Annotated in this window: 24 protein-coding genes; 22 read left to right on the plus strand and 2 right to left on the minus strand. The window is 70.5% G+C overall.

All coding sequences use genetic code 11. The annotated features are described in order from the left end of the window. Window positions 1-577 precede the first annotated feature (577 nt). The 20 genes from HCU62_RS10240 to HCU62_RS10335 all read left to right on the plus strand — a co-directional run bounded on the left by HCU62_RS10240 (window position 578) and on the right by HCU62_RS10335 (window position 20,187). Window positions 578-1,831 carry a KamA family radical SAM protein gene (locus tag HCU62_RS10240; RefSeq protein ID WP_425484853.1) on the plus strand — a complete coding sequence of 418 codons (1,254 nt, stop codon included), beginning with the start codon at window positions 578-580 and terminating at the stop codon, window positions 1,829-1,831. A 69-nt stretch (window positions 1,832-1,900) separates the two neighbouring features. Next, window positions 1,901-3,565 (plus strand): histone deacetylase family protein, encoded by a 1,665-nt coding sequence (locus HCU62_RS10245; RefSeq protein WP_309474790.1) that lies wholly within the window; start codon window positions 1,901-1,903, stop codon window positions 3,563-3,565. A gap of 27 nt (window positions 3,566-3,592) precedes the next feature. Further along, a complete protein-coding gene (locus HCU62_RS10250; protein WP_246325457.1) occupies window positions 3,593-4,585 on the plus strand; it encodes a D-alanine--D-alanine ligase family protein in 993 nt (330 codons plus the stop codon). Continuing rightward, complete coding sequence (locus HCU62_RS10255) at window positions 4,575-6,107, plus strand: GNAT family N-acetyltransferase (protein ID WP_163298529.1); 1,533 nt, start codon at window positions 4,575-4,577, stop codon at window positions 6,105-6,107. The genes HCU62_RS10250 and HCU62_RS10255 overlap by 11 nt, the downstream gene beginning before the upstream one ends. After that, window positions 6,104-7,336 (plus strand): anion transporter, encoded by a 1,233-nt coding sequence (locus HCU62_RS10260; RefSeq protein WP_163298528.1) that lies wholly within the window; start codon window positions 6,104-6,106, stop codon window positions 7,334-7,336. Before HCU62_RS10255 ends, HCU62_RS10260 begins: the two co-directional genes overlap by 4 nt. A gap of 180 nt (window positions 7,337-7,516) precedes the next feature. Beyond that, entirely contained in the window at window positions 7,517-8,809 is a 1,293-nt protein-coding gene (locus HCU62_RS10265; RefSeq protein ID WP_163298527.1) for a hypothetical protein, read from the plus strand. A 106-nt stretch (window positions 8,810-8,915) separates the two neighbouring features. After that, a complete protein-coding gene (locus HCU62_RS10270; protein WP_163298526.1) occupies window positions 8,916-9,779 on the plus strand; it encodes a phosphate ABC transporter substrate-binding protein in 864 nt (287 codons plus the stop codon). A gap of 7 nt (window positions 9,780-9,786) precedes the next feature. Continuing rightward, window positions 9,787-10,653, plus strand: coding sequence for a phosphate ABC transporter permease subunit PstC (gene pstC / locus HCU62_RS10275; protein ID WP_163298525.1), 867 nt, complete (start codon window positions 9,787-9,789; stop codon window positions 10,651-10,653). After that, on the plus strand, window positions 10,650-11,501 hold the full coding sequence (pstA, locus tag HCU62_RS10280) for a phosphate ABC transporter permease PstA (RefSeq protein ID WP_163298524.1): 852 nt from the start codon (window positions 10,650-10,652) through the stop codon (window positions 11,499-11,501). The genes pstC and pstA overlap by 4 nt, the downstream gene beginning before the upstream one ends. Next, window positions 11,495-12,280, plus strand: coding sequence for a phosphate ABC transporter ATP-binding protein PstB (pstB, locus tag HCU62_RS10285; protein WP_163298523.1), 786 nt, complete (start codon window positions 11,495-11,497; stop codon window positions 12,278-12,280). The genes pstA and pstB overlap by 7 nt, the downstream gene beginning before the upstream one ends. A gap of 19 nt (window positions 12,281-12,299) precedes the next feature. Continuing rightward, window positions 12,300-12,968: a phosphate signaling complex protein PhoU gene (phoU, locus tag HCU62_RS10290; RefSeq protein WP_163298522.1), complete on the plus strand. Its 669-nt coding sequence runs from the start codon at window positions 12,300-12,302 to the stop codon at window positions 12,966-12,968. 34 nt (window positions 12,969-13,002) lie between these two features. Beyond that, window positions 13,003-13,869: a hypothetical protein gene (locus HCU62_RS10295; protein ID WP_163298521.1), complete on the plus strand. Its 867-nt coding sequence runs from the start codon at window positions 13,003-13,005 to the stop codon at window positions 13,867-13,869. A 61-nt stretch (window positions 13,870-13,930) separates the two neighbouring features. Then, window positions 13,931-15,334 (plus strand): TrkH family potassium uptake protein, encoded by a 1,404-nt coding sequence (locus HCU62_RS10300; protein ID WP_309474789.1) that lies wholly within the window; start codon window positions 13,931-13,933, stop codon window positions 15,332-15,334. A 29-nt stretch (window positions 15,335-15,363) separates the two neighbouring features. Next, window positions 15,364-16,047 carry a potassium channel family protein gene (locus HCU62_RS10305; RefSeq protein WP_163298519.1) on the plus strand — a complete coding sequence of 228 codons (684 nt, stop codon included), beginning with the start codon at window positions 15,364-15,366 and terminating at the stop codon, window positions 16,045-16,047. 109 nt (window positions 16,048-16,156) lie between these two features. Next, window positions 16,157-16,951, plus strand: coding sequence for an MlaE family ABC transporter permease (locus HCU62_RS10310; protein WP_163299092.1), 795 nt, complete (start codon window positions 16,157-16,159; stop codon window positions 16,949-16,951). An 8-nt stretch (window positions 16,952-16,959) separates the two neighbouring features. Then, complete coding sequence (locus HCU62_RS10315; protein WP_163299091.1) at window positions 16,960-17,751, plus strand: ABC transporter ATP-binding protein; 792 nt, start codon at window positions 16,960-16,962, stop codon at window positions 17,749-17,751. Further along, window positions 17,748-18,191, plus strand: a complete 444-nt coding sequence (gene mlaD / locus HCU62_RS10320; RefSeq protein ID WP_163299090.1) for an outer membrane lipid asymmetry maintenance protein MlaD — start codon at window positions 17,748-17,750, stop codon at window positions 18,189-18,191. The genes HCU62_RS10315 and mlaD overlap by 4 nt, the downstream gene beginning before the upstream one ends. Beyond that, window positions 18,175-18,801 (plus strand): MlaC/ttg2D family ABC transporter substrate-binding protein, encoded by a 627-nt coding sequence (locus HCU62_RS10325; RefSeq protein ID WP_163299089.1) that lies wholly within the window; start codon window positions 18,175-18,177, stop codon window positions 18,799-18,801. The genes mlaD and HCU62_RS10325 overlap by 17 nt, the downstream gene beginning before the upstream one ends. Before the next feature lie 25 nt (window positions 18,802-18,826). Then, complete coding sequence (locus tag HCU62_RS10330) at window positions 18,827-19,348, plus strand: Crp/Fnr family transcriptional regulator (RefSeq protein ID WP_163299088.1); 522 nt, start codon at window positions 18,827-18,829, stop codon at window positions 19,346-19,348. 17 nt (window positions 19,349-19,365) lie between these two features. Continuing rightward, entirely contained in the window at window positions 19,366-20,187 is an 822-nt protein-coding gene (locus HCU62_RS10335; RefSeq protein ID WP_163299087.1) for an MlaA family lipoprotein, read from the plus strand. A 19-nt stretch (window positions 20,188-20,206) separates the two neighbouring features. On the opposite strand, the gene HCU62_RS10340 is transcribed toward HCU62_RS10335, so the two are convergent. Further along, window positions 20,207-20,623, minus strand: coding sequence for a hypothetical protein (locus HCU62_RS10340; protein WP_163299086.1), 417 nt, complete (start codon window positions 20,621-20,623; stop codon window positions 20,207-20,209). Beyond that, entirely contained in the window at window positions 20,613-21,524 is a 912-nt protein-coding gene (locus HCU62_RS12725; protein ID WP_163299085.1) for a helix-turn-helix transcriptional regulator, read from the minus strand. The genes HCU62_RS10340 and HCU62_RS12725 overlap by 11 nt, the downstream gene beginning before the upstream one ends. Window positions 21,525-21,717: 193 nt before the next feature. On the opposite strand from HCU62_RS12725, the gene HCU62_RS10350 reads away from it, so the two are divergent. Continuing rightward, entirely contained in the window at window positions 21,718-22,194 is a 477-nt protein-coding gene (locus tag HCU62_RS10350) for a cytochrome c3 family protein (RefSeq protein ID WP_163299084.1), read from the plus strand. Between the two features lie 58 nt (window positions 22,195-22,252). Next, on the plus strand, window positions 22,253-22,759 hold the full coding sequence (locus HCU62_RS10355; protein WP_163299083.1) for a hypothetical protein: 507 nt from the start codon (window positions 22,253-22,255) through the stop codon (window positions 22,757-22,759). Window positions 22,760-22,797: the final 38 nt, after the last annotated feature.

Here is a 22,797-nt window from a genome sequence, read left to right on the forward strand (position 1 = left end):
CCGCCCGGACCTGCGACGCCCGGGAGCCCCCGATGCGGCGCTGACTGCTGCGTCCGAAATACCTGGGCGCCAAGGGGTTGGCGGCGCTCCGGCGGGAGGGACCCTCGGCCAGGGCGGCGCCGGCGGGGACGAGGCTGCCGCCGTCACCCGCAGCTGGAACGCTCCCGGGTGCTTGCCGATCCTGTGGCCGGGATCGCCGCCGTCCTGCCGGGGCGGCACGCCGGCGGGGTCGCCGAAGAGTGGATGACTTTTGATGTAAAAATATCAAGTTATACAATCCCGCCGCCGGCCGGCGAGCTCTCCCCGTTTTTTTTGTCCCCCTGCAAAATCTTCTTGCTTTCTCTGCGGGGGATACATATATGGGGGGAGAGGATCCCCTCCCCGTGGGGGGGCGAAGATCATCGTCCTGGAGAGGCCAGAAAAAACGATGAAAGAGACCAGAAGCTTCACAGTCAAAGGCGCCAGACCGTGCCCCACCACGGAGGCAAGCGTCCTGGAAAGCGAGGACGACGAACCTCCGTCGACAGCCGCGGCAAAGTCCCCTTCGCCCACTTCCGCCTTCCGCCCGTTCAGGGCCATCCCCTCCGCCAACCGCACCTCCTCCCTCTCTCCCGCCGGTTTCTGCGCCAAATCCTGGGATTCCTGGCGGTGGCAGCTCAAGAGGCGGTTCCGCAACCTGACCGAGCTGGCCCGCGCATTTCCCGAGATCGATATCGTCCCGGAAATGGTGGAAGCGGCCCTCAAGTTCCCGCTGGCCATCACGCCGTACTATGCCTCATTGATCCGGGAATGGAACCCGTCCGACCCCGTGTACCGGATGGCCGTGCCCCAGCCCGAGGAGTTGTACGACCCTCCCTTTCTCCAGAACGACCCCCTGGAGGAAGACCACGACATGGCGGTCCCGGGCCTGGTCCACCGCTATGCCGACCGGGCGCTCCTCCTGGCCACCTCGATGTGCGCCATGTATTGCCGCCACTGCACCCGCAAGCGGGTGGCGGGGCGGCGGGAATGGTCCCTCGCCCCGTCCCGGCTGAAGAGGATCGTCGACTATCTCCGCGCCAATCCCCAGATCCGTGACGTGATCATCTCCGGCGGCGACCCCCTGACCATGGCAACCGAACGGCTGGAAACCATCCTGGCGGCCGTCCGTTCGGTGGAGTCGGTGGAGATCATCCGGATCGGCAGCCGGACGCCGGTCACCCTCCCCATGCGGATCACCGACGAACTCACCGCCATGCTCCGCCGGTACCAGCCGATATGGCTGAACACCCATTTCAACCATCCCAACGAGCTCACCACTACGGCGAGCCAGGCCCTGGCAAGGCTGGTGGACGCCGGCATCCAGGTGGGGAACCAGACCGTCCTCCTCAAGGGGGTGAACGACGATCCGCAGGTGCTCGAGACCCTTTTCCGCGCCCTGGTCCGCAACCGGGTCCGGCCGTACTACCTTTTCCAGTGTGACCTGGTCCGGGGGGTGGAACACTTCCGCACCTCCATCAGCCAGGGTATCGCCATCATGGAATACCTGCGGGGGCGGCTGAGCGGCCTCGCCATCCCCACGTACGTGGTGGACGCCCCGGGGGGCGGCGGCAAGATCCCGGTCCTTCCCAACTACGTGGTCACCGTGAGCCCCACCCACACGGTGCTCAGGAACTTCGAGGGGATGCTGGTGAGCTACCCCGAGCCCCGGCAGGACAACGGAGGCCAAGGGCCTTGCGCCGGCACCGCCGCTGAGGCGCCGACGGTCTTCGATCTCGCCGCCGGCGGCTGCGGCACGATCCTGCCCGAGAGGTCGGCCAGGATCCTCCGGCGGGCCCGACGCCGTTCTTGAACCGGGGGCGATATGATCCGTATCCGAAGGATTTTCAGTTCCTTTCGACAGGAAGGGACCATCGCCCAGGTGCAGGATCTCTTCCTGGCGAACTTCAGCGGTGCTGCCGAGGTGGCCGACCAGATCCCCCAGCGGCTGGACGACCCTCTGAGCGCGGGCTACCGCACCGTGCTGCTGGTGGCGGAACGCCCCACGGGCAAGGTGGTGGGGTTCGCGCTGCTGCTCCACTTCACCGACGCCCACTTCGCCTTCCTGGACTTCATGGCCGTGGCGGGTGGGCTCCGCGGCGGCGGGGTCGGCGGCGCCCTTTACGAGGCGGTGCGGGAGTTCTGCCGAGGAGTGGGCTGTCACGGCCTCTACCTCGAGGCGCTCCCCGACAACCCCCTGCCCGGCATGGACGAAGCCACCCTTGCCGAAAACCGGAAACGGCTCCGCTTTTACGAACGGTATTCCGTGCTGCCGGTGGTGGGCACCGCCTACGAGACCCCCATCGGGGAAGGCCCGGCGCCCATGCTCCTTTTCGACGGGCTCGGCCGGACCTCACCCTTGCGGCGGAAGGAGGCGCAGGCCGCGGTACGGTTGATCCTCTCCCGCAAATACGCCGCCATCACCGACCGGAAGTACATCAGGCTGGTGGTGGAGTCCTTTACCGACGACCCGGTCCGCCTGCGGCCGCCGCGGTACATCAAGCGCACCGCGCAGAAGGACGGGGTGGCCACCGGCCGTCTCGCCAAGCCCTTCGCCCTGTTCATCACCCGGGAGCACATCATCCACCATGTCCATGACACCGGCTACGTGGAACGACCGACCAGGGTCAACGCCCTGGCGGAGGCCGTCCAAGGCCTGGAACTCTTCCAGGAGCAGCCCATCCGCCATTACGGCGACCAGTTCATCACCGCGGTGCACGACGCCGAGTTCCTCGCCTATCTCAAGAAGGTGTGCAAGGGGCTGCCGCCGAACAAGGCGGTCTATCCGTACGTCTTCCCGGTGCGCCGCCCCGAGCGGAGGCCCAGGGAGCTCGCCGTCCGCGCCGGCTACTACTGCATCGACACCTTCACCCCCCTCACCCGGAACGCCTTCGATGCCGCGCGCAAGGCGGTGGACGCCGCCTTGAGCGGCGCCGATGCCATCTTGAAAGGCGCGCCGGTGGCCTACGTGCTCTGCAGGCCGCCTGGGCACCACGCGGAACACAGGCTGTTCGGCGGGTTCTGTTACATGAACAACAGCGCCATCGCCGCCAACCGGCTGAGCGCCATGGGGCGGACCGCCGTTCTCGACATCGACTTCCACCACGGCAACGGCACCCAGGATATCTTCTACCGCCGCGGCGACGTGCTCACCGTTTCCATCCACGGCCACCCCAACCACGCCTATCCCTACTTCAGCGGCTTTGCCGACGAAACCGGCGAGGGGGAAGGGAAGGGGGCCAACCTCAACCTGCCCTTGCCGGAGAATACCGGCGGCCGCGACTATCTGGCGGCGCTGGATGAGGCCCTCCGGCGGATCGGCCGGTTCGCGCCGCAGTTCCTCGTGGTCAGCCTGGGGTTCGACACCATGGCCGGCGACCCCACCGGGTCGTTCCGCCTTTCCGCCCGGGCTCTTGAGGAGATCGGGCGCAAGCTCGCCTCCCTCAGGCGCCCCCTCCTGCTGGTGCAGGAAGGAGGCTACAGCATCGCCAACCTCAAGCGGGGGGCCAAGGCGCTCTTCCGCGGCGTCGCCTCCCGCATCCGCTAACAAACCCTTTTCCCCATGGAGACTCCTATGAAACCCGTCATCGGTTTCGCCTACGACCTTCGCAGCGACGCCCTGGCCGAAGGGCTCAGCCCTGAAGAAGCGGCGGAATTCGACTCCGCCGAGACCATCGACGCCATCGCCGCAGCCCTTGCCGGAAACGGCTTCGACGTCGACCGCATCGGCAACGGCCGGGCCCTGTGCGCCCGGCTCGCCCAGGGCCATCGCTGGGACCTGGTCTTCAACATCGCCGAGGGCCGCGGCGGCCGGTGCCGCGAGGCGCAGGTCCCGGCGCTGCTGGAGCTTTTCTCGATCCCCTACACCTTTTCCGATCCGCTCACCTGCGCGCTCACCCTGGACAAGGAGATGGCCAAGCAGGTGATCAGGGCGGCAGGGCTTCCGACCCCCGCCTCCCGGGTGATCGCCTCCCTGGACGACCTCGACCCTCTTTCCCTGGGCTACCCCCTTTTCGCCAAGCCCCTTGCGGAAGGGACCGGGAAGGGGATCGACGGAGCGAGCCGGGTGGACGACGGCCGGGCGCTGGCCGCCGTCTGCGGTCGGCTGCTCGAGACCTTCCGCCAGCCGGTGCTGGTGGAGGAATATCTCCCCGGCCGGGAGTTCACCACCTCCATCCTCGGCACCGGCAGGGAGGCCAGGGTCCTGGGGACCCTGGAAGTCCGCCTCCGCCCGGACGCCCCCGACGGCGACTACTCCTTCAAGGTCAAGGAGGAATGCGAACAGTACGTGGATTACCTCCTGGTCACCCATGATCCGGTCCTCCCCGCCGTCGAGGAACTGGCGCTTGCGTCCTACCGCGCCCTGCAGTGCCGCGACGCCGGCCGGGTGGACATCCGCCTCGACGCGGACGGCAACCCCGCCTTTCTCGAGATCAACCCCCTGCCCGGACTCCACCCCACCCACTCGGATCTCCCCATGACCGCCACCGCCTGCGGCATGGAATACGGGGAACTCATCGGCGCCATCGTCGCCTCGGCGCGGAAGAGGCTCGGCCATGGCGGCTGAACCGCTTCCCGGGGTCATCATCCTCTACAACCGACCCGGCGAGAACGCCCCCGAAAGCGACCGGGGCGTCCTCGACGAGGTGGAGGCCGTGGCCAGGGCGCTCGCCGGGAAGGGGTTTCGCGTGCGCACGGCGCCAGCCGACCGCCTCGAGGAGGTGCTGCCGCTGCTCCAGGCCGGCCAGGAGCCGGTGGTCTTCAACCTGGTGGAATCCTTTCCCGGCCGGCCGGAGGACGCCGTCCACGTGCCCTCCATCTGCCGGGCCCTGGGACGCGGCTGCACCGGTTCGGAGACCGCCTGCCTCGCCCTGACCCTGGACAAGGCCTGGACCCGCGGCGCCCTGGCCGAGGCCGGCATCCCCGTCCCCCCCGGGGTGGTGGTCCCTCCCGGCACCCAGGCGGACGGTGCCAGGCTGCCCCGAGGTCCCTTGCTGGTCAAGCCGGTCCGCGCCGACGCCAGCGAAGGCATCCGGGCCGACGAGTCGGTGGTGGACGGGCCCGGCCGGAGGCTGGACGATGCCATCGGCGCCGTCCACGAGCGTTTCGGCCAACCGGCGCTGGTGGAGGCGTTGGTGGGCGACCGGGAGCTGAACGTCTCGGTGGTGGACCTGGGCGGGGGGCCGGTGGTGCTGCCCCTGGCGGAGATCGACTTCTCCCGCCTTCCCGAGGGAACCCCGCGGGTGGTGGACTACAGCGCCAAGTGGGAAGAAGACTCGTTCGCCTTCCACAACACCCCGCGGATCCTCCCCGCGCCCCTGGACGAAGGGACGGCCGCCCTGGTGCGGCGGACCGCCCTGGCCGCCTTTCGGGCGACCGGCGCCCGGGGATACGCCCGGGTGGACATGCGGCTCGAGAGTGCGACCGGCGCCCTCTTCGTCCTCGAAGTGAACGCCAACCCGGACATCTCGCCCGAGGCGGGGTTCGCCGCCGCCCTGGAGGCGGGCGAGATCCCTTACGCCGATTTCGTCGCCGCCATGGTGCGTACCTCGATGAAGGCCGCTCCGGGAAGCCTCCCGGCAGGGCACTCCGCCGCGCTCCCCACGGCGCCCCTCAGCTTGCGCGAGGCGGTGAAGGGCGACCAGGAGGCGGTGATGGATATCCTGTACGAAGCCGGGGTGTTCCGGCCGGAGGAGTGCCTGGTGGGGCGCGAGGTGTTCGAGGATGCGATCAGCCGCGGGGCCGCCTCCGGCTACCATTCCCTGGTGGCCGAGGACGGGATCGGTGTCTGCGGCTGGATCTGCCACGGTCCCACCCCCTGCACCGTGGGCACCCATGACGTCTACTGGCTGGTCACCGCCCGGCGCGCCCGGCGTCGCGGCGTGGCCTCGGCGCTCCTGGCGGAGGCGGAACGGCGGATCGCCGGCCAGGGAGGCCGGCTGGTGGTGGTGGAGACATCGAGCAGCCCGCCCTACGCCCCGGCGCGCGCCTTCTACCTGGCCCACGGATTCAGGGAGGAGGCGCTGGTCCGCGATTTCTATCTCGCCGGCGACCACCGGGTGATCCTGACCAAACGGCTCTCCCCATGACCTCCGTGACCGGACCGCTGGAGGCCTGGGTCTTCGGCCTCGTCTACCTGGGGATGATGGCGGGCAGGTTCCCCAGGCTGCGGCTCGACCGCACCGGCATCGCCCTCCTGGGCGCCATCGTCCTGGTGGCCTCCGGCCGGACCACCCTCGGGCAGGCGGTCACGGCGGTGGACATCCCCACCGTCTCCCTGCTGTTCGCCATGATGGTGGTTTCGGCCCAGCTCCGCCTGGGCGGCTTCTACGCCTTCTGCGCCCGGAAGACCGCGGAGCTCCGCCTCGCGCCGCCGTTGTGGCTCGCCGCGGTGATCTTCCTGGCCGGCATCCTTTCCGCGGTCTTCAGCAACGACATCATCTGCCTCGCCATGGCGCCGGTGCTCATCGACGGCTGCCGCAAGCAACGGCTCGACCCGCTTCCCTTCCTCCTCGCCCTGGCCTGCGCCGCCAACATCGGCTCCGCCGCCACCCTGATCGGCAACCCCCAGAACATGCTGATCGGCCAGAGCTTCCGGCTGGATTTCGTGGCCTTCGCCGAGGCGGCATCGCTGCCGGCCGCGGCCGGCCTTCTGATCACCTGGGGGGTGATCGTCTTCCAGTTCCGCGGCCGCTGGGAAGAGACGCCCGGAAAGAGCGTTCCGGAAACCGCGGCGGCGGGGATCCCGCCTCTCGACCTCGAGCAGACCTTCAAGGGGCTCCTGGTCGCCTCGGTCCTCTTCGCCCTCTTCCTCTTCTCCGGCATCCCCAGGGAGATCGCCGCCCTCGGCGGCGCCGGGGTGCTCCTCGCCAGCCGCAGGGTCTACTCGAGGGACATGCTCAACCTCGTCGATTGGCAGCTCCTGGTCCTGTTCATCGGCCTCTTCGTGGTGAACCACGCCTTCGAGCAGACCGGTCTTCCCGCCCGGGCGCTGGCAGGGCTCCAGGGGCTCGGCGCGGATCCCTCCCGGCCGGGGTGGCTCTTCGCGGTCACCGTCCTCTTGAGCAACGCCGTCTCCAACGTCCCGGCGGTGATGCTCCTCATACCCGCGGCCACCGATCCGGCGGCGCCGCTGATCCTCGCCGTGGCCAGCACCCTGGCGGGCAACCTCCTGCTCGTGGGCAGCATCGCCAACATCATCGTCGCCGACGCGGCCGCGCGTTCCGGGGTCGCCTTCACCTACCGGAACCACGCCCGCACCGGCGTTCCGGTCACCCTCCTGACCCTGGCCGTGACGGCCTTGTTCCTGTCGGCGTGATCCCCGGGGATGCCCCCGAGGTCCCTCGGCGCCGGAACGCGGCGCGTCCCTTCCGCCGCACCGTGGGTGAGGCGGCGCCATCGACTTTTAACCCGCCCCTAACCGTTCTCTTACAAGGGCCCGCTAGGCTCGTCCTGAAACTCGGGGTGCCGAGGCACCCGGGAGAGGAGGGACGACACCATGCGCGATCCGAAACCCCGATTCCCCAAGTGGCTCCCGGGCATGCTCGCCCTGGCCCTGGCCCTGGCCGTGCTCGCGGCCGCCGCGGCGCCGGCGCGGGCGGCGGACGATGCCCTGGTCGATACCCTGGTCCGCAAGGGGGTCCTCACCCCCTCCGAGGCGGCCCGCATCCGCGGCGAGGCCGAAGCGGCGCCGCCGGCCGAGCTCCCGCCCGCCCTCCAGGGGCTCAAGGTGGGGGTCCTGGCCTACCTGGACTACGCCGCCGGCGAGGCCGCGGCCCCGGCGGACGCCTCGACGAGCTTCAACCGCTTCACCCTCACCCGCGGCTACCTCACCGTGCAGAAGACCCTCGCCCCCTGGCTCGGCGCCCGGATCACCACCGACATCCACCGGGACGCCGATGAAGACTGGAAGGTTCGCCTCAAGTACCTCTACGCCGAGATCCGGCCCGGCGACCTCGGCCCCCTCACCGGGCTCAAGCTCGAGATCGGCCAGGGCCACATCCCCTGGCTCGACTTCGAGGAGCACGTCAACCCGTACCGGTGCCAGGGGACCATGGCCGTCGAGCGGGCCGGGATCTTCAACTCCGCCGACATCGGCGTGAGCCTCCGGGGCGGGTTCCTCGGCCGCCTCGCCGGCGCCGCCCGGCGCACCGGCAACCCCCACTACGACGGCCGGTACGGGAGCTGGCACGTCGGCGTCTACAACGGCTCCGGCTACCACGCCTCGGAGAAGAACGGGAACAAGGTGCTGGAGGGCCGCTTCACGCTGCGGCCGCTGCCGGACCTCGTCCCGGGGTTCCAGCTGAGCTACCTCGGGATCCGCGGCGAGGGCAACACCGCCTTCGTCCCCACGGGCGGGTACCCGGACTACGCCGTGCACCTCGGCATGGCGAGCTTCGAGCACCCGTGGGTGATCGCCACGGCCCAGGTCTTCACCACCGAGGGCAACGCCCAGGGCACCTACGTGGACGCCCTGGGCCGGGCCCTGGACACCGGGGGCTATTCCTTCTTCTGCCGGGTGGCCATGCCGGTGCCCGGCCGGCGCCTGGCCCTCCTCGGCCGCTTCGACCACTTCGACGCCGACACCGACGGCCGGGTGGCCCGCGACGCCGGCTACGACATGTGGATCGCCGGCCTCTCCTACGACTTCCACAAGGGGAACATGCTGCTCCTGGCCTGGGAGGCCACGGACTACGGGCGGGACAGCGGCGGGAAGGGAAAGGCCCCGGTCCCCGGAAACCGCCTGGGCGACGAGCACAAGGTGCAGGCGGTCTGGCAGGTGAAGTTCTGATGACGTCGCCGTCCCTTGCGCGAATCTCATCCCGGCCTAACACGATCCTAACAATCGATATCTAGAAACGAGGGTGCCGTCGGTACCCGGAAGGGAGGGAAGACCCATGAAGAGGCATATCCCGACACTGTTCCTGCTGGCCGCCGCGGCCGCGCTCCTCGCCGCGGCCGCCGGTCCCGCCCGCGCGGGGCAGGAGGCCCGCTACCTCACGGTGAAGGGCTCCGACACCATGGTGCACCTTGCCAGCACCTGGGCCGAGGCCTTCATGAAGGCCCACCCGGGCGTGGAGGTCTCGGTCACGGGCGGGGGCTCGGGCACGGGGATCGCCGCGCTCCTGAACGGCACCACAGACATCTGCGCGGCCTCGCGCGCCATCCGGCCCCGGGAACTCCAGCTGGCCGCCCGGCGCGGGATCCAGCCCGTGGCCACCGTGGTGGCCCGGGACGCCATCGCCGTGGTGGTGAACCCGGCGAACCCCGTCTCCACCCTCACCCTGGAGCAGCTTCGGAAGATCTTCACCGGGGCCGTGACCCGCTGGAACCAGGTGGGCGGCCCCGACGCCCCCATCCTCGTCCTCTCCCGCGACAACAGCTCCGGGACCTTCGTCTTCTTCCTGGAGCACGTCCTCCAGAAGGAGGACTACACCCCCCGGGCCCGGTTCATGCCCGCCACCTCGGCCATCGTCCAGGCCGCGGCGGCCGACCGCTGGGCCATCGGCTACGTGGGCCTGGGCTACGCGGTGGAGGCCAAGGGGCGGGTGAAGACCGTGCGCATCCGGAAGGACGCGGCCGCCCCGGCGGTGGCGCCCTCCGAGGCCGCCGTGCGCGACGGGAGCTACCCCATCGCCCGCCCGCTCCGCTTCTACACCAACGGGGCGCCCCGGGGCCTGGCCAAGGCCTTCGTGGACTTCTGCCTGGGGCCCGAGGGCCAGCGGATCGTCCGCGAGACGGGGTACGTGCCGGTCCGGTAGGGGGGCGATGTTCCGGGAAAGGGCCATCCACCTCCTGCTGCTCGCGGCGGCCTCCACCAGCATCCTGGTGGTGGCGCTCATCTTCGTCTTCCTCGGCAAGGAGGCCCTCCCGTTCCTCAAAGAGCCGGGGCTCGGGGCGCTCCTCGACACCCGCTGGGCCCCGGTCTCCTTCGTCCGGGAACGCTACGGCCTGGCCCCCCTGGCGGCGGGCTCCACGCTGGTGACGGCGCTCGCCACGGTCTTCAGCGTGCCCTTCTCCGTCTTCGGGGCCGTCTACATCGCCGAGGTGGCCCGGCCCGCCGAGCGCGAGTTCCTGAAGCCCTTCATCGAGATCCTGGCCTCCATCCCCTCGGTGGTGCTGGGCTTCTTCGGCCTGGTGGTGGTGGCGCCCCTGGTGAAGCGGGCCTTCGGGCTCTACACGGGGCTCAACGCCCTGACCGGCGCCCTGCTGCTGGCCCTCATGGCGGTGCCCACCATCATCTCCATCTCCGAGGACGCCATCAACAGCGTGCCCCGCTCGTACAAGCAGGCCTCGCTGGCCCTGGGGGCGAGCCCCTTCCAGACCATCTGGCGGGTCACGGTGCCGGCGGCGCTGCCGGGCATCATCGCCGCGGTGATGCTGGGCATGGGGCGCATCGTCGGCGAGACCATGGCGGTCATGATGGTCACCGGCAACTCCCCCATCATCACCTTCTCGCCCCTGGACCCGGTCCGCACCATGACCGCCACCATCGCGGCGGAGATGGGGGAGGTGCCCTTCGGGAGCGACCACTACCGGGCCCTCTTCTGCGTGGGCGTGGTGCTGCTCGCCGCCACCTTCGCCATCAACCTGGTGGCCCAGCGGGTCCTCAAGCGCTACGGGATGATGAAATGAGGCGGGAACACCTCGAGCGCGCGGGCTTCTGGGGCCTCCGCCTGGTCACCTACCTCATCGTGGCCGTGGTGGGCTACATCCTCTTCGACGTGATCCGGCACGGGCTGCCGGTGATGAGCTGGGAGTTCGTGACCGGCTTCCCCCGCCGGAGCGGCGCGGAGGGCGGGATCCTCCCCGCCATCGTGGGTACCCTCTGCCTCTCGGCGGGCACCATCGCGGCGGCGCTCCCCCTGGGCATCGGGGCCGCGGTGTACCTTTCGGAGTACGCCCGGCAGGGGCGCTTCACCCGGCTCGTGCGGCTGGCCGTGGTGACCCTGGCCGGCGTCCCCTCCATCGTCTTCGGCCTCTTCGGCCTGGGCCTCTTCGTGATCTTCCTGGATTTCGGCGCCTCCATCCTGGCCGGCAGCCTGACCCTGGCCTGCATGGTGCTGCCGACCATCGTGGTGGCCAGCGAGGAGGCCCTCCAGGCGGTCCCGAAGGGGCTCCGGGAGGCGAGCCTGGCCCTGGGCGCCACCAAGTGGCAGACCATCCGGACCAACGTCCTGCCCTACGCCGTCTCGGGGATGATCACCGGCTCCATCCTGGCCATCGGCCGCGCGGCCGGCGAGACGGCGCCCATCCTGCTCACCGTGGCGGCCTTCTACCTCCCGCAGCTGCCGAAGTCCGTCTTTGACCAGGTGATGGCGCTGCCGTACCATCTCTACGTGCTGGCCACCCAACACCCGGAGGCCGAGAAGGTGCTCCCCATGCAGTACGGGACGGCCTTCGTGCTGCTCGTCCTGGTGCTCGGCATGAGCCTCGGGGCGGTGCTGCTCCGCCTCCACTACCGGAAAAGATACCGATGGTAGCGCGACGCATCCGCCGGCCGTCCGGCGAGATCAAGATCCAGGTCCGGGGCCTCAACTTCTACTACGGGGCCACCCAGGCCCTCTTCGGCATCGACATGGACGTCGAGGCCCGGCGGGTGACCGCCCTCATCGGGCCCTCCGGGTGCGGAAAATCCACCTTCCTCCGCACCCTGGACCGCATGAACGACATCGTGGACGGGGCCCGGGTGGAGGGCCGGGTCCTGATCGACGGGGAGGACATCTACGCCCCGGGAACCGACGTGGTGCGGCTCAGGAAGCGCGTGGGCATGGTCTTCCAGAAGTCCAACCCCTTCCCCAAGTCCATCTTCGACAACGTGGCCTACGGTCCCCGGATCCACGGGGTGCGGAACCGCCGCCAGCTGGCCGAGATCGTGGAGCGGAGCCTCGTCCGGGCCGGGCTCTGGGACGAGGTCAAGGACCGGCTCGACGCCAACGCCATGGGCCTTTCCGGCGGGCAGCAGCAGCGGCTCTGCATCGCCCGGGCCCTGGCGGTGGGGCCGGAGATCCTCCTCATGGACGAGCCGGCCTCGGCCCTGGACCCCCGCTCCACGGCGCGGGTGGAGGAGCTCATCGGGGAACTGCGCGCCGACTACACCATCGTCATCGTCACCCACAACATGCAGCAGGCGGCCCGGGTCTCGGACTACACCGCCTTCTTCTACGAGGGCCGCCTGGTGGAGTTCGGCGCCACGGAGCAGATCTTCACCAATCCTTCCAAGAAACAGACCGAGGACTACATCACCGGGCGGTTCGGGTAAGGCGAACCGGGAGGCCCCCATGTCCAAGCATCTCCAGCGCGACATCGAAAACCTCAAGAAGCAGCTCCTGGCCATGAGCGCCGTGGTGGAGGAAAGCGTCCACAAGGCCACCCAGGCCGTCATGGAACGCAACGCCCCGATGGCCGAGGAGGTCATCCAGGGCGACATCGAGGTGGATCAGATGGAGGTGGACATCGAGGAGGAGTGCCTCAAACTCCTCGCCCTCTACCAGCCGGTGGCCATCGACCTCCGGTTCATCATCGCCGTCTTGAAGATCAACAGCGACCTCGAGCGCGTCGGCGACCTCGCGGTGAACATCGCCGAGCGGGCCGCCTTCCTCGCCACCCAGGAGCGGATCTGCATGCCCTTCGACTTCGAGGGCATGGCCGAGAAGGCCCAGGGGATGCTCTCGCGGAGCATCGACGCCCTGGTGAACCTCGACGTCCGGCTGGCTCACCGGGTGCGGGCCGAGGACGACGACGTGGACGCCATGAACCGCGAGATGTACGCCGTCATGAAGGAGGAACTCGCACGGCACCCCGACCGGGTCAACTGCCTGATCCACATGCTCTCCATCGGGCGTCACCTCGAGCGCATCGCCGACCATGCCACCAACATCGCCGAGGACGTGGTCTACCTGGTGGAGGCGGAGATCGTCCGCCACACGCCCGAGGTCTTCAAGGAGTGACCGGCCGCCGCGCCGGCGGCGAACGAGATCCCCCATGCATGCCGCATCCCTCCACATCAGATGCTTCGACCGGCTCCGGGCCGGATGGGAATCGCCCCGGCTCCGCCCCGTGCTCGGGACGGGGCTCGCCCTGGCCTTCCTGGGCGCGGTGCTCCTCATCGAGGCCAACCGCCGGCACCTCCTGCCGGCGCCGGCCGCCGGGATCCTTCCCGTCAACCACCTGGCCGCGGTGCGCTTCGCCTTCACCCTGCTCCTGGTGGTGGAGGTCCTCTCCCTCATCTTCACCCTGGCGCAGTCGGTCTCCGTCTCCCTGGGCAAGCAGTTCGAGGTGCTCTCCCTGATCCTCCTTCGGGACACCTTCAAGGAATTCGCGGAGTTCACGGAGCCCCTGGCGTGGCCCCAGATCGGCGGGGCCGTCGGCGGCATGGCCGCGGCGGCCGCGGCCGCCCTGGTGATCTTCGTGGTGCTCGGCCTGTACTACAGGGCGCTCCGGCGCGACCCCATGCAGGCCGAGGAGGCCGACTGCGCCGCCTTCGTGGCGGCCAAGAAGGGGGTGGCCCTGGCGCTGCTGGCCGCCTTCACCGGGATGGGCCTCCTGGACCTCGGCCGCCTGGTGATGAGCGGCGGGGATGTGGACACCTTCGCTTCCTTCTACACGCTGCTCATCTTCAGCGACATCCTGATCGTCTTGCTCTCCCTCCGGTACGGTTCCGGGTACCGGATGGCCTTCCGGAACTCCGCCTTCGCCGTGTCCACGGTCTTCATCCGCCTGGCCCTCATGGCCCCGGTGGCCGTGGCCGCCCTCCTGGGCGCCGGGACGGCGCTCTTCGCCCTGGGGGTGGTGGCCGCCTTCAACCACTTCGCCCCGGCGCTGCCGCCGGACGACACGGAACCCGTCTGAGCCGCCGCCCCCGTGCACCCCGGCGGCTTTGCCGGCCGGCCCCCGCCGTGGTAGAAGGTCCGTGGCCGGCGGCGGACGGGAGAGCCGCCGTGCCCGAAGGGAGGACCGGCGTACCATGGTCGGGTTCAGGCGTCCCGGGGTCCAGATCGTCTCGACGTTCCTGCTGCTCATCGCGGCGGGGGCCGTCCTGCTGGACCGGTACGGGTTCGCCGGGCACCCCGGGGGTCTCGCCGCCGCCTTCATGGCCACCAGCGCCGTCTGCGTCACGGGGCTCAGCGTGGTGGACGTCGGCACCGGGCTGACCTTCCGGGGGCAGGTGATCCTCCTGCTCCTCATCCAGGCCGGGGGGCTCGGGCTGCTCACCATCTCCAACTTCATCCTGCTCTCCGTCCGGGGCCGGATGGGGGCGGCCGGGGCCGCCGGCACCCGGGACGTCTTCGGCGCCCTCTACGCCACCCCGCCGGCCAAGGTCCTGTGCGGGGTCATCCTCTTCACGGCGGCGGCGGAAGGGGCCGGCGCCGCGTGTCTCGCCGCCCGGTTCGCCGCGGACTACCCCGCCCGCAAGGCCCTCTGGCTGGGCGTTTTCCATTCCATCTCCGCCTTCTGCAACGCCGGCTTCAGCCCCTTTCCCGACAGCCTCTCCCGCTACCAGGCGGACCCCGTGGTCAACGCCGTGGTGATGGCCCTGGTGGTGGCGGGCGGGATGGGGTTCGTGGTGGCCGTGGACCTCGTGGAACAGGCCCGGGCGCGCCTGGCCGGCCGCCGGCGCCGGCTCTCCTTCCACAGCCGGTTCGTCCTGCGGCTCACCGCCGGGCTGGTGGCCTGCGGGGCCGCCCTCTTCCTGGCCTTCGAGTGGGACAACCCCGCCTTCCACCAGTCCTGGGGCATCAAGTGCCTCGAGGCGGCCTTCCTCTCGGTGATGGCGCGGACCGCGGGCTTCAACACCGTCCCCACCGGGCAGCTCACCAACATGAGCCTGCTGGTGCTCATGGTACTCATGTTCGTGGGTGCCTCCCCCGGCTCCACGGGCGGAGGGGTCAAGACCACCACCCTGGGCGTCGTGGGGGCGCTGGTCCGGGCCCGGCTCCGGAACCGCCCCCGCCCCGAGGCCCTGGGGCGGAGCATCCCCTTCGAGGTGGTCTCCAAGGCCCTCGGCGTGGTGGTGCTCTACGCGGCCGTGGTGCTGCTCGCCATGACGGTGCTCCAGGCCACGGAGTTCGGGGAGGTGCCCCACGTGGCCAGCCGGGGTCTCTTCCTCGAGCACCTCTTCGAGGTGATGAGCGCCGTGGGGACGGTGGGTCTCTCCACGGGCGTCACCGGGCAGCTCAGCGAGGCCGGGCGGGTGGTCCTCATGGCATGCATGTTCACCGGGCGGATCGGGCCCCTGGTGCTGGTGTCGTCCCTGGTGGGGGAGCGGCCGCGGCTGTTCTATACCTACCCAGAGGAGGATCTCATGGTGGGGTAGCCGGGCGCGCCCCGCGGAGGTGCCGTGACATGAAGAAACCTTCGGAAAGCTTCGCCGTTCTCGGCCTCAGCAAGTTCGGCTTCCAGGTGGCCGCGGAACTGTGCCGGGCGGGGGCCGACGTGCTGGCCGCCGACCGCGACCCGCGGCTCGTCCAGCAGGTGGCCAACCTGGCGGGCCGGGCCGTGGCCGCCGATCTCATGGACTTCGCCGCCCTGGAGCACCTCGGCGTCTTCGAAATGGACACCGTGGTCATCGGGCTGCGGCATTCCTTCGACGTCTCGGTCCTGCTGGTGAACCACCTGCGGCAGCACACCGGGGTCCGGCGGGTGGTGGCCCAGGTGGACACCCGGGAGAAGGGCGAGGCCCTCCGGCTCATGGGGGCCGACCTGGTGGTCTTCCCGGAAAGGGACATGGCCGACCGGGTGGCGCGGCAGCTCCTCTTGCCGAACCTCGTGGACCACATCGCCCTCTCGCCCGAGACCGCCATCGTGGAGGTCCCGGCCCCCGAGGGCTTCGTCGGCAAGTCCCTGGTGGAGCTGGCGATCCGGAGCCGGTTCGGCGTCTACGTCATCGGGGTCAAGCGGGCCGGCGATGAAGAGGTCACCATCGCGCCCCCGCCCTCCATCCGGTTCCGGGCCGGCGACACCCTCCTGGTGCTCGGCCGCCGGGACGACCTCGACCGCTTCGTGGCCGAGGCCGCGGGGGGCGGGTAGGGGCGGCGCGGGGGCGCCCGGCTTGACCCCGCGGCCGGGATCGGTCACCATGCAGGGGCCGGGGGCGGCGGCGCTCCCGCGCGGTATTCCTCCGCAACCGGGACGGCGCATGGGCATCTTCCGCATCTTCGAGTGGATCGGCGACAACGCCCTCTACTACCTCAACCAGTACGGGCGGATGGGGATCTTCCTCGGGCAGTGCTGCGTCCAGGCGCTCCTGCCCCCCTACAAGTTCCGGCCCATCCTGCGCCAGATCCACTTCATCGGGGCCAAGTCGGTCTTCGTGATCCTCTTCACCGGGGCCTTCACCGGGATGGTCCTGGGCCTCCAGGGCTACTACACCCTGCGGCAGTACGGGTCGGAGGGGGCGCTGGGCTCCGCCGTGGCCCTGAGCCTCATCCGGGAGCTGGGGCCGGTGCTCACCGCCCTCATGGTGACGGGCCGGGCGGGGTCGGCCATGTGCGCCGAGATCGGCATCATGCGGAACTCCGAGCAGATCGACGCCCTGGAGTGCATGGCCATCGACCCCCACAAGTACCTCATGGTGCCCAAGTTCGTGGCGGCCCTGGTCTGCCTGCCGCTCTTGACCAGCATCTTCGACGTGGTGGGCATCGCCGGCGGGCGCTTCGTGGGGGTCAACCTCCTCGGGGTCAGCGCGGGCGCCTACTACCAGGGCATGGTCCACAGCGTGGTCTGGAAGGACGTCTCCATGGGGCTGGTGAAATCCCTGTGCTTCGGGCTCCTGGTGGTCTGGATCTCCACCTCCAAGGGCTACTTCCTCCACCACGAGCGCTCCGGCGGCTTCGGCGCCGAGGGGGTCAGCCGGGTCACCACCAACGCCGTGGTGGCCTCGTCCGTGGCGGTGCTCGTCATGGACTACCTCATCACGGCCATCCTGATGTGAGCGGCGGCATGGAAGCGACACGGCCCATCATCCAGATGATCGGGGTGGAGAAGTCCTTCGGGCGCCAGAAGGTCCTGGACGGCGTGGACCTCGACGTGGCCGAGGGGAAGACCACCGTCATCGTGGGGGCGAGCGGCGAGGGCAAGTCCGTCATCATCAAGCACATGCTGGGGCTGCTCCGCCCGGACCGGGGGCGGATCCTCTTCGACGGCCGGGACATCACGCGCATGAAGACCCGGGAGCTCCGCCGGGTCCGGCTGAACTTCGGGGTCCTCTTCCAGGGCGTGGCCCTCTTCGACTCCATGAACATCTACGACAACGTGGCCCTCCCCCTCCGGGAGCGGACGCGGCTCCCGGAGGACGAGGTCCGTCGCATCGTCCGGGAGAAGCTCGCCATGATGGACCTCGAGGGCGTGGAGGAGAAGTACCCCGCCCAGCTCAGCGGCGGCATGCAGAAGCGGGCGGGGCTCGCCCGGGCCCTGGTGCTCGACCCCAAGGTGGTCTTCTTCGACGAGCCCACCACCGGCCTGGACGTCAAGCGGAGCACCGAGATCTACCGCCTCTTCTACCGGGCGCAGCAGCAGCTGGGCTACACGGCGGTGATCGTGAGCCACGACGCCCCGAAGATCTTCAAACTGGCCGACTACGTGGCCCTCGTGGCCGGCGGCAAGGTCCAGGCCTGCCTCCCGCCCGAGGAATTCCAGCTCTCCTCCAACCCCTACGTGAAGGACTTCATTGAATCCACCATGGGGACCATTTATGATACGGACGAGTTCCGGGAAGGAATGATGCCCCTGTGAAACGCTTCAACCTTGAAACCGTGGTGGGTCTCTTCCTGGTGGCCGGTTTCGCCTGCCTGGCCTACCTGGCCGTGCGTCTCGGCGACGTGGGGCTCTTCCGGGACGAGAGCTACCCGGTGGTGGCCCGGTTCACCTCGGTCTCGGGCCTCAAAAAGGACGCCACCGTGGAGATCGCCGGGGTCCCCGTGGGCAATGTGGCCGACATCCGCCTCGATCCGGACCGCTTCGAGGCGGTGGTCCGCCTCCGGATCCGGAAGGGCGTCCCCCTCCAGGAGGACTGCATCGCCTCCATCCGGACCGCCGGGATCATCGGGGATCGCTTCGTGGAGATCAAGCCCGGCGGCAGCCCCGACCTCATTCCCCCGGGCGGCGAGATCATGGAGACCGAGTCGGCCGTGAACCTCGAGGAGCTGATCAGCAAGTATGTCTTCGAAAAATAGACCCGTTTCCCGGGCCGCCGCCCTCCTGCTCGCCGGGCTTGCCCTGGTCCTCTCCCCCGTCCTCCCGGCGCCCGCCGCCGGCCCGACCCCCGGCGCCCTCATCCGGCAGACGGTGGACGGGGTGGTGGCGGTCCTCAAGCAGGATCTCCCCCGGCCGGAGCGCCGGGCCCGCATCCGGGCCCTGGTCCGGGCGCGCTTCGACTTCGAGGAGATGTCGCGCCGGGTCCTCGGGGTGAACTGGCGGCGCCTTTCGCCCGAGGAACAGCGGCAGTTCATCGAGCTCTTCACCCGGCTCCTCGAGGCCTCCTACCTCGACAAGATCGATACCTACCACAACGAGACCATCCTCTACCCCAAGGAGGAAACCCGGGGGAGGTACGCCCGGGTCTTCACCGTGATCCGCACCGAGACCAAGGAGATCCCCGTGACCTACCACCTCCTCCAGCGCGGCGGCGCCTGGTGGGTCTACGACGTGATCATCGAGGGGATCAGCCTGGTCTCCAACTACCGGGCCAGCTACGCGACCATCCTCAAGCGGGAGGGCTACGACGGGCTCATCCGCCGCATGCGGACCAAGGTGGAAGAACTCGACCGGCCCTCCGCCTCCTGAGGGGCGGGTCGGAACCGGAGGCCACATGGAGACCAAGGGAGCCGAAACCGCCCGCCGGGCCGACTTCCAGGAGGCCGTCCGGGCGCCCCGTCCCGAGGGGACCTGCCTGGAGCTCAAGGAAGAGATGGAGCTCTTCCGCTTCCTCGCCGAGGCGGAGGCCGACGGCATCTACTGTTACTTCGAACGGCGCGACCTCGAGCCGGGCGAGGCCCTCTACCGCGAGAACGAGCCGGCGGACTTCGTGGCCTTCATCCTCTCGGGCCGGGTGAAGATCGTCAAGGAGACCGAGTTCAAGGGCCACTCCGTGGTGATGGCCGTCCACGGGCCCGGTTCCTTCGTGGGGGAGTTCGCCCTGGTGGAGGGGACCCGGCGCTGCACCAGCGCGGTGGCCATGGAACCCACCCGGGTGGCGGTGCTCCACCGGGACCGCTTCGACGAGCTGGCCGGCCGGCATCCCGACTTCGCCCTGAGGCTCCTGAAGACGGTGCTCCGGGTGGTCTACATGCGGCTCCGGGGGCTGTCCTCCCGGCTGACCTCGGTGTTCTGATCCCGGCCCGCCCGTCCATGCGGATCGCCCCGTGCATCGTGATGGTGGGGTGCCTCGGCCTGGCCGCGGCCGGCCTCGTGGCCGCCGCGCCGGCGCGGGCGGCGGGGCCTCCGGCGGTGGGGGCGCCCGAGCCGGTGGAGCCCGGTGCCGGGCCCGGAGTCGAGGCAGGATCAGGGCCTGGGGAAGAGCCGTGGGCCGAGGAGGCCCCGCCCTGGGAAGAGGCGGCCGCCCCGGCCGCCGTGGCAGATCCCCTCGAGCCCATCAACCGGGCCGTCTTCGCCTTCAACGACAAGGTCTACTTCTGGTTCCTGAAGCCGGTGGCCCGGGGCTACGCCTTCGTCGTCCCGAAGCCCGCCCGGAACGCCCTCTCGCGCCTCTTCCACAACGTGGCCGCCCCCATCCGGTTCGCCAACTGCCTCTTCCAGCTCCGGCCCGTGGCCGGGGCCCGGGTGCTCGGCCGCTTCGTGGTCAATTCCACCGTGGGCGTGGCGGGTCTCTTCGACCCGGCCGGCTCGTGGCTCCACCTCCGGGACCAGGAGGAGGACTTCGGCCAGACCCTCGGGGCCTACGGCGCCGGGCACGGCTTCTACCTCGTGCTGCCCCTGCTCGGTCCCTCGAGCCTCCGGGACGGCATCGGCCTGGCGGGCGACGTCTTCCTGGATCCCCTGGCCTGGGTGCTCGATCCCTGGCAGAGCCTCGCCTGGCGGGGAGCCGAGGTCGTCAACCGGACGTCGCTCGAGATCGGCCAGTACGAGGACATCAAGCGCCACGCCCTCGACCCCTACCTCACCATCCGGGACGGCTACGCCCAGTACCGGGCGCACCAGGTCGAGGAGTAGGCCCCCGGCCGCCCTGCGCCTACGGCGCCACCTCCCGCGTCTCCATGCGCCCGGTCGCCGGGTCCCGGTAGCGGATCTCGCCCCGGAGGCGGGCCGTTGCGCCCGGGGGTTCCAGGCGGAACCGCACCCGGATCTTCCCGGTCCGTCCCGCCTTGAACAGCCACTTGGCCCGCCCGCGGGCCTCGTCCACCCCGGCCGGCGCCGGGTCGGCCTCCAGGAGGCGGGTCCCGGGCGGGAAACGCTGGACGAGGATCACGGTGGCGGGGGCGGGATCGGTCAGCTCGAGCACCAGGCGGCACGCGCCTCGGTGAATCTTGGCGTAGCGGGCGGTGACGCCGGCGCCGGCGGCCGGCGGCAGGCCCATCCAGAGGGCGGCGGCCAGGGCGAGCACGACGGCGGCCTGGGTCCTGCGGGCGGGGCGGGGGTCAGTCTTCACCTTCGAACTCCTTCCGGTCCTCGTTCCATCGGTATCCGCTGGCGGCCCAGAGGGCCTCTATCTCCTTCAACCCGATATCGAGCTTCGTGGCCGGGGCCAGCACGTCGTAGACGGTGAGGATCTCCTGGTCGTCGATGACGTGGTTGCCGTCGAGGTCGGCCCAGTGCAGGGGGCGCACCTCGAGCGCCGCCGTGCCGCCGGTCTCGTGGCGGCCGCGGGCCATGCCGCCGCGGTAGTTCACGCGGCCCGAGAAGGCGAGCCGGCTGCCCATGGGGATCCCGGGGGCGAGGCGCGCCACGTAGCCGAAGGTGAGCCGGGGCCGGTTGGCCGGGAAGATCCAGACCAGCTCCCGGCCGTCCGCCGCGGTGGAGGTGGGCGGCGGGTCGGCCCGCAGGAGGGTGCAGCCCGCCGGGAGCCGCTCCCGGAGGATCAGGGAGTAGTCGCCCGGGCGTTCCACCTGGAGGCGGAGCAGCACGGGGAAGGCGGCGCCCGGGGCGGCGTGGGGCGGCAGCCGCCGCTCGGCCACGATACGCCCGTGGGCGGGCCCCCGGGCCAGCCACCAGGCCGCGCCCCCGGCCAGCGCCGCCGCCAGGACGGCCAGGAGGAGCACGAGGGGCCGGGACGGGCGGCGGCCGGTCGCCGTCTCGCCTTCTGCCGCTTCCGCCGGCTGGAGGGCCTCCAGGGGCATCTCCAGGGCCTCGGCCAGCCGGAGGGCGTTGTCCCGCTTGATGGAGGGGCTTCGCCGGTTCTCCCAACGGGAGATGGTGTCCGTGGTGACGCCCACGGCGGTGGCCACGTAGAGCTGGGTGAGGCCGAGCTCTTCCCGCCTCCGCCGGGCGGCCCGGCCGTCGATGCGCACCATGGGTGCGCCCTGCCCGTGGTTGTCGTCCAGGTGTTCCATGTGCAAGGGGCCCGGGACCGGGCCGATGTCGACCCGGCGCCGGCCGAAGCCGGCCCGACATCGGGCGGCACGCGGCCCGATGTCCCCTTCAGGCTAAGGGGTTCGGGGCCTAGAGTCAAACCAGGAAAGGCGGGCGCCGCGCCAGGCGCCCCTCGGGACACGGACGACAACGACGAACGAAAGGAGACGAACCATGAAGCGACACCCAGGCCCACGAACCACCCCGTTGCTCCTCCCCTGGATCGCGGCCGCCTTGATCCTGGCGGTTGCTCCGGCCCCGGCGGCGGAGCCGCCGGAGACCCTCACCCTGGATCTCCAGGCCATGTGCCCGGACATCCCGGGCCTTCCGGCGAACAAGAAGGCGGTGACGGACTTCAGCCACCGGCGGCACGCGGAGGTCTACCTCCCGGGGAACCAGGCGGCCTCGGGCCTCGCCTACCGGGACGACTTCACCTGCGCGGCCTGCCACCCGGGCGCGGCCTCGAAGGCGGAGCTGCTCGGCGCGGATCCCTGCCGGCGGGTGGAGGAACGGCTTCGGGGCGCGGGCGGGCCCGCGCGGTTCGCCGCCGGCTACCACAAGACCTGCAAGGGCTGCCACAAGGCCATGAAGGCCGCGGGGAAGGCGGCGGGCCCCACGAAGTGCGCGGGCTGCCACGGCAGGAAGCGCTAAGGCGGGGATGCATCCCCTGCCGGAACGGGCCGACGGCCCGGAAGAAAAGGAGGACATCATGAAACGACATGCGAAGTGGGAGAAGACACGTGGGCGCAAGGGCATCCTGCTGGCCGGGGCCGTCGCCCTGGTGATCCTGGCGGGCGGCCTCCGGGCGGAGGCCGGTACGGTGACGGCGGTCTTCCCGGAAGGGACGCCCGCCTGCGAGGCGGCCGCCGCCGTGGCCGGCCCGGGCTGCACGGCCGCGGGCACCACCGGGCCGCTGGTGGTGGTCCGGGACGACAAGGCCGTTCGGGGCGCCAAGCCGGGTCGAACCGTGCTGCTCCTCCCGGACGGCGGCACCAAGGCCGTCGGGCAGGTGATCGGGCTGGTGCCGGCCGGGGCTTCCCCGGACGATGTGGCCGCGGCCCTGGTGAAGGCGGCCTCTCCCGCCGTGGCCTGGACCGGGACGAAGGGCGGTGAGGTCCTCGTCATCGGGACGGAGAAGCCGCTCGGCGTGAGACAGGGCGACACCGTCCGCTGCAAGGTGCGCCGGGCGGCGCGCCGGAAGATCGAGGGCTGCTGAACCGAGCCCCGGAGGGACCCGTCCACTGGCCGGGCGGG

This window comes from Dissulfurirhabdus thermomarina, assembly GCF_012979235.1.
Taxonomy (GTDB): domain Bacteria; phylum Desulfobacterota; class Dissulfuribacteria; order Dissulfuribacterales; family Dissulfurirhabdaceae; genus Dissulfurirhabdus; species Dissulfurirhabdus thermomarina.

What these genes read in the sequence shown, in the direction of transcription:
- HCU62_RS10355 (WP_163299083.1), top strand. Translation starts at nt 22,253, where the DNA reads ATGAAACGACATGCGAAGTGGGAGAAGACACGTGGGCGCAAGGGCATC.
- HCU62_RS10330 (WP_163299088.1), top strand. Translation starts at nt 18,827, where the DNA reads ATGGAGACCAAGGGAGCCGAAACCGCCCGCCGGGCCGACTTCCAGGAG.
- HCU62_RS10315 (WP_163299091.1), top strand. Translation starts at nt 16,960, where the DNA reads ATGGAAGCGACACGGCCCATCATCCAGATGATCGGGGTGGAGAAGTCC.
- pstA (WP_163298524.1), top strand. Translation starts at nt 10,650, where the DNA reads ATGAGGCGGGAACACCTCGAGCGCGCGGGCTTCTGGGGCCTCCGCCTG.
- HCU62_RS10255 (WP_163298529.1), top strand. Translation starts at nt 4,575, where the DNA reads ATGGCGGCTGAACCGCTTCCCGGGGTCATCATCCTCTACAACCGACCC.
- HCU62_RS10325 (WP_163299089.1), top strand. Translation starts at nt 18,175, where the DNA reads ATGTCTTCGAAAAATAGACCCGTTTCCCGGGCCGCCGCCCTCCTGCTC.
- pstB (WP_163298523.1), top strand. Translation starts at nt 11,495, where the DNA reads ATGGTAGCGCGACGCATCCGCCGGCCGTCCGGCGAGATCAAGATCCAG.
- HCU62_RS10335 (WP_163299087.1), top strand. Translation starts at nt 19,366, where the DNA reads ATGCGGATCGCCCCGTGCATCGTGATGGTGGGGTGCCTCGGCCTGGCC.
- pstC (WP_163298525.1), top strand. Translation starts at nt 9,787, where the DNA reads ATGTTCCGGGAAAGGGCCATCCACCTCCTGCTGCTCGCGGCGGCCTCC.
- HCU62_RS10305 (WP_163298519.1), top strand. Translation starts at nt 15,364, where the DNA reads ATGAAGAAACCTTCGGAAAGCTTCGCCGTTCTCGGCCTCAGCAAGTTC.
- HCU62_RS10260 (WP_163298528.1), top strand. Translation starts at nt 6,104, where the DNA reads ATGACCTCCGTGACCGGACCGCTGGAGGCCTGGGTCTTCGGCCTCGTC.
- HCU62_RS10265 (WP_163298527.1), top strand. Translation starts at nt 7,517, where the DNA reads ATGCGCGATCCGAAACCCCGATTCCCCAAGTGGCTCCCGGGCATGCTC.
- HCU62_RS10270 (WP_163298526.1), top strand. Translation starts at nt 8,916, where the DNA reads ATGAAGAGGCATATCCCGACACTGTTCCTGCTGGCCGCCGCGGCCGCG.
- HCU62_RS10250 (WP_246325457.1), top strand. Translation starts at nt 3,593, where the DNA reads ATGAAACCCGTCATCGGTTTCGCCTACGACCTTCGCAGCGACGCCCTG.
- HCU62_RS10295 (WP_163298521.1), top strand. Translation starts at nt 13,003, where the DNA reads ATGCATGCCGCATCCCTCCACATCAGATGCTTCGACCGGCTCCGGGCC.
- phoU (WP_163298522.1), top strand. Translation starts at nt 12,300, where the DNA reads ATGTCCAAGCATCTCCAGCGCGACATCGAAAACCTCAAGAAGCAGCTC.
- HCU62_RS10350 (WP_163299084.1), top strand. Translation starts at nt 21,718, where the DNA reads ATGAAGCGACACCCAGGCCCACGAACCACCCCGTTGCTCCTCCCCTGG.
- HCU62_RS10310 (WP_163299092.1), top strand. Translation starts at nt 16,157, where the DNA reads ATGGGCATCTTCCGCATCTTCGAGTGGATCGGCGACAACGCCCTCTAC.
- HCU62_RS12725 (WP_163299085.1), bottom strand. Translation starts at nt 21,524, where the DNA reads ATGGAACACCTGGACGACAACCACGGGCAGGGCGCACCCATGGTGCGC.